The sequence below is a fragment of the Pseudomonas sp. TUM25319 genome (assembly GCF_056388475.1).
The window spans coordinates 4,407,541-4,421,779 of record NZ_CM150751.1 but is presented as its reverse complement, the minus strand read 5'-3'; the positions used below and the strand labels follow the sequence as shown (position 1 = coordinate 4,421,779).

Annotated in this window: 10 protein-coding genes; 6 read left to right on the top strand and 4 right to left on the bottom strand. The window is 67.6% G+C overall.

Features of this window, described 5'->3' with window-relative positions; translation table 11 throughout:
* Positions 1-65 precede the first annotated feature (65 nt).
* The 4 genes from glyA to lipA are packed head-to-tail and all read left to right on the top strand — an operon-like array spanning position 66 to position 4,845.
* The gene (gene glyA / locus AC05QJ_RS20120; protein ID WP_476743044.1) at positions 66-1,319 is read left to right on the top strand and encodes a serine hydroxymethyltransferase; all 1,254 of its coding nucleotides are present in this window, start codon (positions 66-68) and stop codon (positions 1,317-1,319) included.
* Between the two features lie 27 nt (positions 1,320-1,346).
* Complete coding sequence (locus AC05QJ_RS20115; protein ID WP_476743043.1) at positions 1,347-2,723, top strand: L-serine ammonia-lyase; 1,377 nt, start codon at positions 1,347-1,349, stop codon at positions 2,721-2,723.
* Positions 2,724-2,732: 9 nt separating this feature from the next.
* Positions 2,733-3,854 carry a glycine cleavage system aminomethyltransferase GcvT gene (gene gcvT, locus AC05QJ_RS20110; RefSeq protein WP_476743042.1) on the top strand — a complete coding sequence of 374 codons (1,122 nt, stop codon included), beginning with the start codon at positions 2,733-2,735 and terminating at the stop codon, positions 3,852-3,854.
* Positions 3,855-3,867: 13 nt separating this feature from the next.
* Positions 3,868-4,845 carry a lipoyl synthase gene (lipA, locus tag AC05QJ_RS20105; protein WP_476743041.1) on the top strand — a complete coding sequence of 326 codons (978 nt, stop codon included), beginning with the start codon at positions 3,868-3,870 and terminating at the stop codon, positions 4,843-4,845.
* Between the two features lie 61 nt (positions 4,846-4,906).
* On the opposite strand, the gene AC05QJ_RS20100 is transcribed toward lipA, so the two are convergent.
* The 4 genes from AC05QJ_RS20100 to AC05QJ_RS20085 all read right to left on the bottom strand — a co-directional run bounded on the left by AC05QJ_RS20100 (position 4,907) and on the right by AC05QJ_RS20085 (position 12,008).
* The gene (locus AC05QJ_RS20100) at positions 4,907-6,172 is read right to left on the bottom strand and encodes a PDZ domain-containing protein (RefSeq protein WP_476743040.1); all 1,266 of its coding nucleotides are present in this window, start codon (positions 6,170-6,172) and stop codon (positions 4,907-4,909) included.
* 154 nt (positions 6,173-6,326) lie between these two features.
* Positions 6,327-7,706: an efflux transporter outer membrane subunit gene (locus tag AC05QJ_RS20095; protein WP_476743039.1), complete on the bottom strand. Its 1,380-nt coding sequence runs from the start codon at positions 7,704-7,706 to the stop codon at positions 6,327-6,329.
* Complete coding sequence (locus AC05QJ_RS20090) at positions 7,706-10,831, bottom strand: efflux RND transporter permease subunit (RefSeq protein ID WP_476743038.1); 3,126 nt, start codon at positions 10,829-10,831, stop codon at positions 7,706-7,708. The genes AC05QJ_RS20095 and AC05QJ_RS20090 overlap by 1 nt, the downstream gene beginning before the upstream one ends.
* Before the next feature lie 10 nt (positions 10,832-10,841).
* Positions 10,842-12,008 (bottom strand): efflux RND transporter periplasmic adaptor subunit, encoded by a 1,167-nt coding sequence (locus AC05QJ_RS20085; RefSeq protein ID WP_476743037.1) that lies wholly within the window; start codon positions 12,006-12,008, stop codon positions 10,842-10,844.
* A 152-nt stretch (positions 12,009-12,160) separates the two neighbouring features.
* Between AC05QJ_RS20085 and AC05QJ_RS20080 the strand changes: the two genes are divergently transcribed.
* Entirely contained in the window at positions 12,161-13,555 is a 1,395-nt protein-coding gene (locus AC05QJ_RS20080; protein ID WP_476743036.1) for an ATP-binding protein, read from the top strand.
* A complete protein-coding gene (locus tag AC05QJ_RS20075) occupies positions 13,552-14,220 on the top strand; it encodes a response regulator (protein WP_476743035.1) in 669 nt (222 codons plus the stop codon). Before AC05QJ_RS20080 ends, AC05QJ_RS20075 begins: the two co-directional genes overlap by 4 nt.
* The last annotated feature ends 19 nt before the right edge of the window (positions 14,221-14,239 follow it).

Here is a 14,239-nt window from a genome sequence, read left to right as displayed (position 1 = left end):
CCGCATGGGCCCGGCGCTGCGCCGGGCCATGCCTTGCCTGTCACCCGAACAACAAGGAAAACACCATGTTCCATAAAAGCCTGACCCTGTCCGATTTCGACCCGACACTGTTCGCCGCCATCCGCCGTGAAGTGCAACGCCAGGAAGACCATGTCGAGCTGATCGCTTCGGAAAACTACACCAGCCCGCAAGTGATGCAGGCCCAGGGCACCGAACTGACCAACAAGTACGCCGAAGGCTATCCGGGCAAGCGCTACTACGGCGGCTGCGAGCATGTCGATACGGTCGAGCAACTGGCCATCGACCGCGCCAAGGCGCTGTTCGGCGCCGGCTACGCCAACGTCCAGCCGCATTCCGGCTCCTCGGCCAACGCGGCGGTCTACCTGGCGCTGCTGCAGGCCGGCGATACCCTGCTGGGCATGAGCCTGGCCCATGGCGGCCACCTGACCCACGGCGCCAGGGTGTCGTCTTCCGGCAAGCTGTACAACGCCGTGCAGTACGGCATTGGTGCCGACGGCCTGATCGACTACGACGAGGTGGAGCGGCTGGCGCTCGAACACCGGCCGAAGATGATCGTCGCCGGGTTCTCCGCCTATTCGCGGACCCTGGATTTCCCGCGTTTCCGGGCCATCGCCGACAAGGTCGGTGCCTACCTGTTCGTCGACATGGCCCACGTCGCCGGCCTGGTGGCGGCAGGGCTGTACCCGAACCCGCTGCCCTATGCTGACGTGGTCACCACCACCACCCACAAGACCCTGCGCGGTCCCCGTGGCGGGCTGATCCTGGCCAAGGCCGAGCCGGAGCTGGAGAAGAAACTCAACTCGGCCGTGTTCCCCGGTGGTCAGGGCGGGCCGCTGATGCACGTAATCGCCGCCAAGGCCGTGTGCTTCAAGGAGGCGCTGGAGCCGGGCTTCCGTGACTATCAGGCCCAGGTGATCGATAACGCCCGGGCCATGGCGCAGATCTTCCTGCAGCGTGGCTATGACGTGGTCTCCGGCGGCACCGACAACCATCTGTTCCTGGTCAGCCTGATCCGCCAGGGCATCACCGGCAAGGACGCCGACGCTGCACTGGGCCGCGCCCATATCACGGTGAACAAGAACGCCGTGCCCAACGACCCGCAATCGCCGTTCGTGACCTCGGGCCTGCGCATCGGCACGCCGGCGGTCACCACCCGTGGCTTCCGCGAACCGGAATGCCGCGCCCTGGCGAGCTGGGTCTGCGACATCCTCGACCACCTCGGCGATGCCGATGTCGAGGCCCATGTGGCGAAACAGGTGGCGGAACTGTGCGCGCTGTTCCCGGTGTATCCGGCGTGATGGTTCGGTTCGAGAACGGAGAGCGCCATGTCCCTCAGTGTGTTTGATCTGTTCAAGGTGGGAATCGGCCCGTCCAGTTCCCATACGGTCGGGCCGATGCGCGCGGCGGCGCGCTTCGTCGAAGGCTTGCGCGCCGAGGGCCTGCTGGCCCGGGTGGAGGGCGTGCGCGCCGAGTTGTATGGCTCCCTCGGCGCCACCGGCAAGGGCCACGGCAGCGACAAGGCGGTGCTGCTCGGCCTGGAAGGCGAGCACCCGGACCGCGTCGATACCGCCAGCGTGCCCCAGCGCCTGGCGGCCATGCGCGAATCCGGGCGCCTGTCGCTGCTGGGCGAGAAATCCATCCGCTTCGTCGAGAAAGAGCACCTGGCGCTGATCCGCAAGCCGCTGCCGTATCACCCCAACGGCATGATCCTGCGGGCCTTCGACGCGGCCGGGATGCAACTGTGCAGCCGCGAATACTACTCGGTAGGCGGCGGGTTCGTGGTGGACGAGGCGGCGGTGGGCGCCGACCGCATCGTCGAGGACCGCACGCCGCTGCCGTTCCCGTTTCTCAGCGGCCGCGCGTTGCTGGCGCAGTGCAGCCAGCACGGGCTGTCGGTGAGCCAGCTGATGCTGGAGAACGAAAGCGCCTGGCGCACGGCGCAGCAGACCCGCGACGGCCTGCTGCAGATCTGGCAGGTGATGCAGGACTGTGTCCGCGCCGGCTGCCAGACCGAGGGCATCATGCCCGGCGGGCTCAAGGTCCGGCGCCGCGCCCCGGCGCTGTACCGCCAGCTCAGCGCAAGCCCGGAAGCGGGCCTGCGCGACAGCCTGTCGGTGCTGGACTGGGTCAACCTCTATGCCCTGGCAGTGAACGAGGAAAATGCCAGCGGCGGGCGGGTGGTGACCGCGCCCACCAACGGCGCCGCCGGGATCATTCCGGCGGTGCTGCACTACTACGCGCGCTTCGTGCCCGGCGCCAGCGACGACGGTGTGGTGCGCTTCCTGCTCACCGCCGCGGCCATCGGCATTCTGTACAAGGAAAACGCCTCGATCTCCGGCGCCGAAGTGGGCTGCCAGGGCGAGGTGGGCGTGGCCTGTTCGATGGCCGCGGGCGCCCTGTGCGAGGTGCTCGGCGGCAGCGTGCAGCAGGTGGAGAACGCCGCCGAGATCGGCATGGAGCACAACCTCGGGCTGACCTGCGATCCCATTGGCGGGCTGGTCCAGGTGCCGTGCATCGAGCGCAATGCCATGGGCGCGGTGAAGGCGATCAACGCTGCGCGCATGGCCCTGCGCGGCGACGGGCAGCACTTCGTCTCCCTCGACAAGGTGATCCGTACCATGCGCCAGACCGGCGCCGACATGAAAAGCAAATACAAAGAGACGGCCCGCGGCGGGCTGGCCGTCAACATCATCGAATGCTAGGAGTCACCCATGTCCGAACCACTGCGACACACGCCGCTGCACGCCCTGCACCTGGAACTGGGGGCGCGCATGGTGCCGTTCGCCGGCTACGAGATGCCGGTCCAGTATCCCCTGGGTGTCCTCAAGGAACACCTGCACACCCGTGAACAGGCCGGCCTGTTCGACGTGTCGCACATGGGCCAGATCCTGCTGCGCGGCGCCGGGGCGGCCCGGGCCCTGGAAAGCCTGGTGCCGGTGGACATCCTCGACCTGCCCGCAGGCCAGCAGCGCTACGCGCTGTTCACCAACGACGATGGCGGCATTCTTGACGACCTGATGGTCGCCAACCTGGGCAACGACACGCTGCTGCTGGTGGTCAATGCCGCCTGCAAGACGCAGGACCTGGCGCACCTGCGCCAGCATCTGGAAGGGCGCTGCAAGGTGCAGTCGCTGTTCGACAGCCGTGCCTTGCTCGCCCTGCAGGGCCCGGCGGCGGCAGCGGTGCTGGCGCGGCTGGCGCCGTCTGTGGCTGCCATGACCTTCATGCAGTTCGCCCCCGTGCAATTGCTGGGCGAGGACTGTTATGTGAGCCGCTCGGGCTACACCGGCGAGGACGGCTACGAGATCTCGGTGCCGGTCGAGGCGGCGCAGCGGCTGGCCCGTGCGCTGCTGGCCGAACCCGAAGTGCAGGCCATCGGCCTCGGTGCCCGCGACTCGCTGCGTCTGGAGGCCGGTCTGTGCCTGTACGGCCATGACATGGAGCAACGCACCACGCCCATCGAGGCCAGCCTGGGCTGGGCCATCTCCAAGGCTCGGCGGGCCGGGGGCGAGCGCGCCGGTGGCTTCCCTGGCGCCGAACGCATCCTGGCCCAGCAGGGCGAGGGTGTGAGCAGCAAGCGAGTGGGCCTGTTGCCGAGCGAGCGGGTGCCGGTGCGTGAAGGGGCGCTGATCGTCAACGCCCAGGACCAGGTCATCGGCCGCGTCACCAGTGGCGGCTTCGGCCCCAGCCTGGGCGGGCCGCTGGCGATGGGGTATGTGGAAAGTGCCTGGGCGGCGCTGGACAGCGAGGTGTTCGCCCAGGTGCGAGGCAAGCGCGTGCCGATGCGGGTGGTGCGCACGCCGTTCGTGGCGCAGCGTTACTACCGTGGCTGAGCGGAGCACGAGCATGAGCGAGAACCTGCCTGTGGCCCGGCCACCGCTGGAAGCCGGCGTGAAGCTGCGCGGTGCCGAGAAGGTGGCGCGCATCCCGGTGAAGATCCTGCCCACCGAGGACGTGCCGCGCAAACCCGACTGGATCCGCGTGGAAATCGCCGCGTCCCCGGAAGTGGCGCGGATCAAGGCGCTGCTGCGCAAGCACAAGTTGCACAGCGTCTGCGAGGAAGCCTCCTGCCCGAACCTGGGCGAGTGTTTCTCCGGGGGGACCGCGACCTTCATGATCATGGGCGACATCTGCACCCGGCGCTGTCCGTTCTGCGACGTCGGCCATGGCCGGCCGAAGCCGCTGGATCCGGACGAGCCGCGGCACCTGGCCACCGCCATCGCCGAGCTGCGCCTGAAGTACGTGGTGATCACCTCGGTGGACCGCGACGACCTGCGCGATGGCGGGGCGCAGCACTTCGTCGATTGCCTGCGGGAAATCCGCCGGTTATCGCCCGGCGTACGCCTGGAAACCCTGGTGCCGGACTATCGCGGGCGCATGGACGTTGCCCTGGCCATCACCGAACAGGAGCCGCCGGATGTGTTCAACCACAACCTGGAAACCGTACCGCGCCTGTACCGGGCGGCGCGCCCGGGCTCGGACTTCGAATGGTCGCTGGACCTGCTGGAGCGCTTCAAGCAGCGGGTGCCCGGTGTACCGACCAAGTCGGGGTTGATGCTCGGCCTGGGCGAGACCGACGAGGAAGTGATCGAGGTGATGGCGCGGATGCGCGAGCACAACGTGGACATGCTCACCCTGGGCCAGTACCTGCAGCCATCCCGCAGCCATTTGCCGGTGCAGCGCTTCGTCCATCCCGAGCGTTTTGCCTGGTTCGCCGAGCAGGCGCTGGCGATGGGCTTCGGCAATGTCGCGTCGGGGCCGCTGGTGCGCTCCTCGTATCATGCCGATGAGCAGGTGAGGGCGGTGCGGGCGGGGACGGTGTAACGCTCGGCCGGCCTTGATACTCGCGGTATCGGAGTATCAAGGCCGGTGCCGGGGCGTGGGGTTAGCGAAGGACCAGTTTCAGGTCTTTCTTGCCCCCGTTGCGCCACACCACCACCGGTGCGTTGTAGCCTTTGCGCATCTTCTCGCCGATGGCTGCCAGGTCGGCGGGGGAGGACACTTCCTGTCCCGAGACCTCGATGATCACGTCCAGCGCCTTGAGCCCGGCCCGCTCGGCCTGGCCGCCCTTGACCGTTTCGATCACCCAGGCGCCCTTGGCTTCCGGCAGGCCGACGGCCTTGGCGTAGTCGGCGGATACCGCCGCGATCTGCATGTCCGCCAGTGATTGTCCGGTGGCAGCGGCCGGGGTCGAAGGTTTGCTGGCTACGGAGGCAGGCGGCGTCAGGGGAGGGCCGACCAGTACCGGTACGGTGATGAACGTATTGCGGCGCCAGACCTTGAGCAGCGAGGTGGAGCCGGTGGCTTTCCTGCCGATGTTGCTCAGGAAGTCGGCTGCATCCGCCACGGGCGCCGAGTCGACCGCGACGATGATGTCAGCGAACTGCATGCCTGCCCGTTCACCGTTGCTGCCGGGAATCAGGCCTTCCACCGATGCCCCTTCGGGAGGCATGCCCAATAGCGGCGCTTTGATAGGGTCGACGTCACTGATGCGCAGACCGGTGCGCCCCATGCCGTCGGCTGTCCACTCCGGACAGTTGCGTCCTTCCAGCGCTTTCTTGACGGCAACGCGCTTGCTCGCTCCCCAGGCCTGGCTACCGGGTTCAGCTGATGCTTCGTATCTTCTGGTTATTGCAAGGGACTGAGAGAGGTAGTCGCAGGAGCGCCCCTGATAGCGTTCGGGGGTTTCACGAGCAACCCACTGTGCCAGGGACATTTGCCGGGTCCCTTTGGGGGATACCGGTCCCCATCCAGCAGGCGGGTTGGCGAGGACCGCTGCGAACGAGGCCGGGTCCCGCTCCACGGGTGCCGGTGCAGCGGCCGCAGGCGTGGCGGCGACGGATTCGCCGGGAAGCTTGCAGCCTTTTTCGGCGGCCACTTGTTCGGCCGCCGACAGGGCAACCGGGCCTCCCCACTGCGTTGGGTCTGCGGCCACGGCGGCCTTTCGCTCGGGCCACATCAGCGTGATCTGGTCGCAGGTCTGGCCACGGTAATGCTTGACAAGCTCGGCCCGTACGGCAGCGTCGTTCTGCGCTTTGTATTCGGCTTCCGTCGGCCCGGCGGCATCCGCCGCATACATGATCGGGTCGGTGATGATGGAAATCGGATCCAGCACGCAACCGCCCAGCAGCGCGAAGGACGACCCCAGCATCGTCGCCCTGGTCGCGGCAATTACACTTTTCCTGGCATTGAATCTTGTCAAAATGGCTACCCTCCCCGGCAAACTGCCATCATCACCGATTGGTGTTGCTGGAGCATAGAGGGCGGGGCTGGAATTTGCCGGGAAGTTCCCTGCAGGAGCCCCCTCAGCCCTGCCAACCCCCGCCCAGCACCTTGTACAAGGTCACCCGGTTCACCTGCTCCGACAACGCCAGGCTGATCAGCGACTGCTGCGCCGAATACAGCGAGCGCTGGGCATCCAGCACTTCGAGGAAGCTGTCCGAGCCTTGTTTGTACAGTGCCTGCGACAGATCGTAGCTGCGCTGGCTGGCCTCGGTCAGGTCGCGCTGGGCGGCCAGTTGTTCGTTGATGTGCTCGCGCACGGCCAGCGCGTCGGCGACTTCGCTGAAGGCGGTCTGTACGGTCTTCTCGTAGGTCGCCACGTCGATGTCGCGGGTGATGACGGCGGCATCCAGGCTGGCCTTGTTGCTGCCGGCATTGAAGATCGGCAGGTTGATCGACGGGGCGAAGCTCCAGGCGCCGCTGCCGGACTTGAACAGCCCCGACAGATCACTGCTGGCACTGCCGCCGCTGGCGGTCAGGCTGATGCTGGGGAAGAACGCCGCCCGCGCCGCGCCGATATCGGCGTAGGCGGCCTTGAGGCTGTGTTCGGCGGCGAGCACGTCCGGGCGCCGCACCAGCAGGCTGGACGGCAGTTCGTCCGGCAGCCGCACCAGCACCGCCGCCTCATAGGCGTCATCGCCGGGCAACAGGCTGTCGTCGAGGCTTTCACCCACCAGCAGTTGCAGGGCGTTGCGGTCCTGGGCCACCTGGCTCTGGTAGGTGGCAACCTGCACCCGCGCCGACTCCACCGTGCTGCGCGCCTGGGACAGGCTCAGTCCGGACTGGCCGCCGAGGGCATGGCTCTGCTGCAGCAGACCGTAGGTCTTCTGCTGGCTGGCGTAGGTGTCGCTTGCCAGCTTGAGCAACTGCTGGTCGGTGGCGAGGGTCATCCAGGCGCTGGCGACCTGTGCCACCAGTGAAATCTGCGTGCTGCGCCGTGTCTCTTCCTTGGCCAGGTAGTTTTCCAGTGCCGCATCCTTGAGGTTGCCGAGGCGGTTGAACAGGTCCACTTCGTAGTTGCTCACGCCCAGGCCGACGCTGTACTGGCTGCTGACTGCGCTCTGGCCGTCGGTCACCGCCCGCTGGCGGGTGCCGCTGGCGGTGGCGGACAACGCCGGGTACTGCGCGGCACGCTGGATACGGTACTGCGCCTGCTGGTACTCGACGTTCAGCGCGGCAACCCGCAGGTCGCGGTTGTTGGCCAGGGCCTTGCCGACGGTGTCGCGCAGCCGCGCATCGACGAAGAAGCTGCGCCAGTCGATATCGGCGGCGGCATCACCCTTGGGCGTTGCCGCCGGCCATTGTGCCTGCACCGGCGCGACCGGCTGCTGGTAGTCCGGCGCCAGGTTGACGCAGCCGCTGGTGGCCAGGGCAATCAGCAGGGAAAGACAGGACAGGCGCATCAGACGACTCCTTCGGCAGCGGTGTTGGCGCGGCGTGCCGCCAGACGCTGGACCAGCACGTAGAACAGGGGAATGAAGAACAGGCCCAGCAGGGTGGCGGCGAGCATGCCGCCGAGCACGCCGGTGCCGATGGCCTGGCGCCCGCCGGCGCCGGCGCCGCTGCTGACCGCCAGCGGCAGCACACCGAGGATGAACGCCAGCGAGGTCATCAGCACCGGCCGCAGACGCACGCGCACGGCTTCCAGCGTGGCGGCCAGCAGGTCGCCACTGCGCTCGTAGGCTTCCCTGGCGAACTCGACGATCAGGATCGCGTTCTTCGCCGCCAGGCCCACGGTGGTCAACAGACCGACCTGGAAGTAGACGTCGTTGGACAGCCCGCGTACCCCGGTCAGCAGCAGCGCGCCGAGGATGCCCAGGGGCACCACCAGCATCACCGCGAAGGGCACCGACCAGCTCTCGTACAGAGCCGCGAGACACAGGAACACGAACAGGATGGAAATCGCGTAGAGCAGCGGCGCCTGGTTGCCGGCCAGGCGCTCCTGGTAGGACTGGCCCGTCCAGGCGTAGCCGATGCCTTCGGGCAGTTGCGCCATGATCTCTTCCACCGCCGCCATGGCATCGCCGGAGCTGATGCCGGGGGCCGGTTCGCCCACCAGCTCGAAGGAGCCGAAGCCGTTGTAGCGCTCCAGCAGCGGCGACGACGTGCTCCAGCGGGTCGTGATGAAGGAGGCCATCGGCACCATGGCGTTGGCGTCGTTGCGCACGTACCAGTCTCCCAGGTTCTCGGCGAGCATGCGCTTGTCGGCTTCGCCTTGCAGGTAGACCTTTTTCACCCGCCCGGCATCGAGGAAGTCGTTCACGTAGCTGCCGCCCATGGCCACGCTCAGGGTGTCGTTGATGTCGCTGGCGGCCACGCCCATGGCGCCGGCCTTGCGGTCGTCGATATCGATGTTCAGTTGCGGGGTATCTTCCAGGCCCTGGGCGCGGACCATGGCCAGGCGCGGGTCCTGGGCGGCCAGCTGGATGAACTGGTTGCGCGCCTTGAGCAGCTCGGCATGGCTGAGGCCGGCGAGGTCCTGCAGTTGCATGTCGAAGCCGGAACTCTCGCCCAGGCCCTGGATCGCCGGCGGCGCCATGACGAACACCTGGGCGTCGAGGATCTTGCCCAGCGCCTGGCTGGCCCGTTGCGCGACCGCCGCAGCGCTGTGCGCTTCACCTGTGCGCTCGCCCCAGTCCTTGAGCTTGATGAAGCCGCGCCCGGAGTTCTGCGCGTTGCCGCCGTTGCCGAGGCCGCGCACGGTCAGCACCGAGGCCACTTCCGGCTGCGCCAGCAGGTACTCGCGCACCTCGGCGGTGACGGCCTGCAGGCGTTCGTCGGTGCCGCCCACCGGCAGGGTGATGCCGACCATCAGCATGCCCTGGTCTTCATCCGGGAGGAAGGCGCTGGGCAGTTTCTGGAACATCAGCGCCACGCCGCCCAGCACCAGCGCGTACACCAGCAGGGCACGCAGCGGGCGGGCCAGCAGCCGGCTGACACTGCGCTGGTAGCGCAGCGAGCCGCGCTCGAAGCTGCGGTTGAACCAGCCGAAGAAACCGCGCCGCTCAGCGTCGTGGCCGCTGCCGGGCTTGAGCAGGGTGGCACACAGCGCCGGGGTGAGGATCAGCGCCACCAGCACCGAGAGGGTCATGGCGGCGACCATGGTCACCGAGAACTGCCGGTAGATCACGCCCGTGGAGCCACCGATGAAGGCCATGGGCACGAACACCGCCGAGAGCACCACGGCGATGCCCACCAGCGCGCTGCTGATCTCGCCCATGGACTGGCGGGTCGCTTCCCGCGGCGACAGGCCTTTCTCGGCCATGATCCGCTCGACGTTTTCCACCACCACGATGGCGTCGTCCACCAGCAGGCCGATGGCCAGGACTATGCCGAACATGGTCAGGGTGTTGATCGAATAGCCCAGCAGCGACAGCACGCCGAAGGTGCCCAGCAGCACTACCGGCACGGCGATGGCCGGGATCAGGGTCGCCCGCAGGTTCTGCAGGAACAGGTACATGATCAGCACCACCAGGGCGATAGCCTCGAACAGGGTCTTGATCACTTCCTCGATGGAGATCTTCACGAAGGGCGCGGTGTTGTAGGCCACTTCGGCGCGTAGCTGCAACTGGCTGGGGAAGAACTTCGCCAGCTCCGCGACCTTGGCCTGCACCGCCTCGGACACGTCCAGGGCATTGGCGCCGGTGGCCAGGCTGATGGCCATGCCGCCGGCCGGGCGGCCGTCATGCTCGGCAACCACGTCGTAGCTCTCGCTGCCCAGTTCCACCCGGGCCACGTCGGCGAGGGTCACGACGGCACCATTGCTGGCGTGCTTGAGCACCAGCTCGCGGAACTGCGCGGCGGTCTGCAGTTTGCTGCGCGCGTTGATGGTGGCGTTGAGCTGCTGGCCGGGCACCGCGGGCAGGGCGCCCAACTGGCCGGCGGAGGTGTCGACGTTCTGGGCCTGCAGGGCGCTGCTCACGTCCGAGGGCATCAGTGCGTACTGCTTGAGCTTGTCCGGGTCGAGCCAGATGCGCATGGCGTAGCTGGAACCGAGGGTGGTCACCTGGCCGACGCCGCTGACCCGGCTGATCTGGTCGTACAGGGTGCTGGAGATGAAGTCGCTGATGTCGGTGGCGCTGACGCTGGGGTTGTCCGAGACCAGCGAGAAGATGATCAGGAAGTCGCTGGCCGAGTTGCGGATCTGGATGCCTTGCTGCTGCACGGTCTCCGGCAGCCGGGCCTTGGCCTGTTCCAGCTTGGTCTGTACGAGCATCTGCGCGGTGTTGATGTCGGTGCCGGCTTCGAAGGTCAGGGTGATGTTGGCGCTGCCGGCCGAGCTGCTGCTGGACGACATGTAGGTCAGGCCTTCGAGGCCGGTCATCTGCTGTTCGATGACCTGGGTCACCGAGTCTTCCATGGTCTTGGCCGAGGCGCCGGTGTAGGTGGCGCTGAGGGTGATCTGTGGTGGGGCGATGTTGGGGTACTGGGCCAGCGGCAACTGGAAGATCGCCAGTACGCCGCCGAGCATCACCAGGATGGCGATGACCCAGGCGAAGATCGGGCGGTCGATGAAATAACGGGCCATGGTCGCGTCCTCAGTTCTTGCTGGCGGTGAGGGTGGCGTCGACGGTCTGCACCTGCTGACCGACGCGGACTTTCTGCAGGCCCTGGACGATCAACTGGTCGCCGGGCTTCAGGCCGGCGCTGACCCACCAGCGGTTGCCCACGGCGCGGGCCAGGGTCAGTTCGCGCTGCTCGACCTTGCCGTCGACCACCACCAGCGCCGTGGCGCCGCCGCGCTCGTCGCGGGTCACGCCCTGTTGCGGGACGAGGATGGCGTCCTGTTGCACGCCTTCGCGCAGGGTGGCCTTGAGGTACATGCCCGGCAGCAGCAGGCCATCGGGATTGGGCACCAGGGCGCGCAGGGTGACGCTGCCGGTGCTTTCATCGACGCTGACGCCGCTGAAGGTCAGGGTGCCTTTGTGGTCGTAGGCCGTGCCGTCTTCCAGGGCCAGATCGATGCGGGCGGCATCCTTCTGTTCGGCCGGCGCCAGCTTGCCCTCGGCCAGTTCGCGCTTGAGGCGCAGCAGGGTGCTGCTGGGCTGGGTGAAGTCGACGTAGATCGGATCGAGCTGCTGCACGGTGGTCAGGGCCGTGGTCTGCTCGGCGGTGACCAGCGCACCCGGCGTCACCGACGAGGTGCCGGTGCGGCCGCTGATGGGCGAGGTGATCCGGGTATAGCCGAGGTTGATGCGTGCGGTCTTCGCCGAGGCCTGGGCCGATTGCAGCGAGGCTTGCGCCTGCAGCAGGGATGCCTGGGCGCTCTCGTTGTCTTCGGCGCTGATGGCGTCGATCTTCACCAGTTGCGCGTCGCGCCTGGCCTTGAGCTCGGCGGCCTTGAGTGTGGCGCGGGCGGAGGCGACGCTGGCCTCGGCCTGGGCGAGGGCGGCCTCATAGGACTGCGGGTCGATCTGGTACAGCGCCTGGCCGGCCTTGACCGTCTCGCCTTCCTCGAACAGGCGCTTCTGGATGATGCCGCCGACCTGTGGCCGAATCTCCGCCACCAGATGGGCGTTGGCACGACCGGGCAGGGTGGTGCTGAGGGTCTGCGCTGTCGCGCTGACCTGATGGACTGCAACCTGCTGCACGGTATCGCTGGGCGGGCCGGCGGGGGCGTCCTGGCGGCAGGCACCGAGGGTGATCAGCACGGCGCTGGCCGTGAGGGCGCGCAGCAGCGGGCGGGAAGAAAAGAGCGAAGGCATCCGTGGACTCCAGACCAGAGGGGATTCTTGGCGGCCAGCCTGCTCGGCAAATGTGCAGTCAATGTGCAGAAATCGTGGAGATTGCCCCGGCAGCCTTGCCCCGCTGCGCGGTGCGGGATTCAATGCAGCATTGCCCTCGACCCGGCGGTGTCATGACAATCAGCCTTTCGCGCAAGTTCTTCCTGGCCATGCTCGCGGTCTGCGCCTTCGCCGTGCTGGGGATGGTGTTCGCCGCTTACCTGAGCCTGAAGTACGGGTTTCTCGGCTACCTCAACCAGCAGGCCGAGGAGCGCATGGACGCCCTGGTGCCCAGGGTCGAGCAGGCCTACGCCCGGCACGGTAGCTGGGACTTCATCCGCAGCAACCAGGACGAATGGTTCGAACTGCTGCGCCCGGTGGAGACCGAACCGGCGCGGGTTTTCGACCCGGCGCGCCTCAGCGTCTCCGACCTGACCGGCGCCTTCGTCCGCTTCGCCCTGCTGGACGCGCAGCGGCGCAACATCATTGGTTACCAGTCAGCCTCCGGCGACATGCTGCTGCGGCCCATCCGCCACGACGGCCAGGTGGTGGGCTGGATGGCACTGGCGCCGCTGCAGTCGGTCACCAGCGTCGGCGACCGGCGCTTCCAGCTCAACCAGTTGCGTTCCAGCCTGCTGATCGGTCTGGCCTGTCTGCTGGCCACCGCGGTCATCGCCTGGTGGCTGACCCGTGCGCTGCTGCGGCCGATCCGCGAAGTGGCCAGTGCCACCCACCGGCTGGCGGCGGGTGACTATGCCATCCAGGTGCCGGTGCGCTCCTCCGATGAGGCGGGGCAACTGGCCGGTGACTTCAACCGCATGGCCGCGACCCTGGCCAGCAACGAACGCATGCGCCGCGACTTCATGGCCGATATCTCTCACGAGCTGCGCACGCCGCTGGCGGTGATGCGCGCCGAACTGGAAGCGATGGAAGACGGCATTCGCCCATTGAACGCCAGCAGCGTGCGCTCGCTGCAGGCTGAAGTCGGCGCGCTGACCAAGCTGGTGGATGATCTGTTCGACCTGTCCCTGGCCGAAGTCGGCGGGCCGACCTACCGGCGCGAACGCATCGACCTGCGGGTGCTGTTGCCGGTGGTGGCCGATGCCTTCCGCGCCAGCTTCGCCGAGCGCGGTCTGAGCCTAGCCGTGGAGTTGCCTGATCAGCCGTTGTGGGTGTTCGGCGATGAATCCCGCCTGGGCCAGTTGCTGCACAATCTGCTGGAGAACAGCCGGCGCTACACCGATGCCGGGGGCCGCACGGTGCTGCGAGCCACGGGCGAGGGCGACGAGGTGCGGGTGCACTGCGAAGACTCCGCGCCCGGCGTCGATCCGGCGTCCCTGGAACGGCTGTTCGAACGCTTCTACCGCGCCGAGCGCTCGCGCAACCGCGCCAGCGGCGGTACCGGCCTGGGCCTGGCGATCTGTCGCGGTATCGCCGAAGTGCATGGCGGCAAGCTCACGGCGCAGGCATCGGCCCTGGGCGGCTTGCAGTTGACCCTTACATTACCTGCGGCGGGAGATGACGCATGAGCCAGGGGCGCATCCTGCTGGTGGAAGACGAACCCAAGCTGGCGGCGCTGGTGGGTGACTACCTGCGGGCCAGCAATTACGCGGTGGAGCATCTGGCGGAAGGGCTGGCGGTCATTCCTGCGATCCGCCAGCAGCCGTTCGACCTGATCCTCCTCGACCTGATGCTGCCGGGCCGCGACGGCCTGGACATCTGCCGCGAACTGCGCGGCTTCAGCCAGATGCCGCTGATCATGATGACTGCACGGGTCGACGAGATCGACCGGCTGCTCGGCCTGGAGCTGGGCGCCGACGACTACATCTGCAAGCCGTTCTCGCCACGGGAACTGGTGGCGCGGGTCAAGGCCGTGCTGCGCCGCACCGGCGTGCAGCCGGTCAACCTCGGCCTGGAGCTGGACCCGCGCACCTTCCATGCCCGCTACAAGGGTGTGGCGCTGGACCTGACGCCGGTGGAGTTCCGCCTGCTGGCCGCGCTGGCGGTGCGTCCGGGGCATGTGCTGTCGCGTGATCAGTTGATGAACCATATCTACGAAGACCACCGGGTGGTCGCCGACCGCACGGTGGACAGCCATATCAAGAACCTGCGCCGCAAGCTGGCGGCGGTGGCGCAGGGACAGGACCCGATTCGCTCGGTGTATGGCGTGGGGTACAGCCTGGAAGGGGAGTGATGCGCCGCTTTCCGTGGGC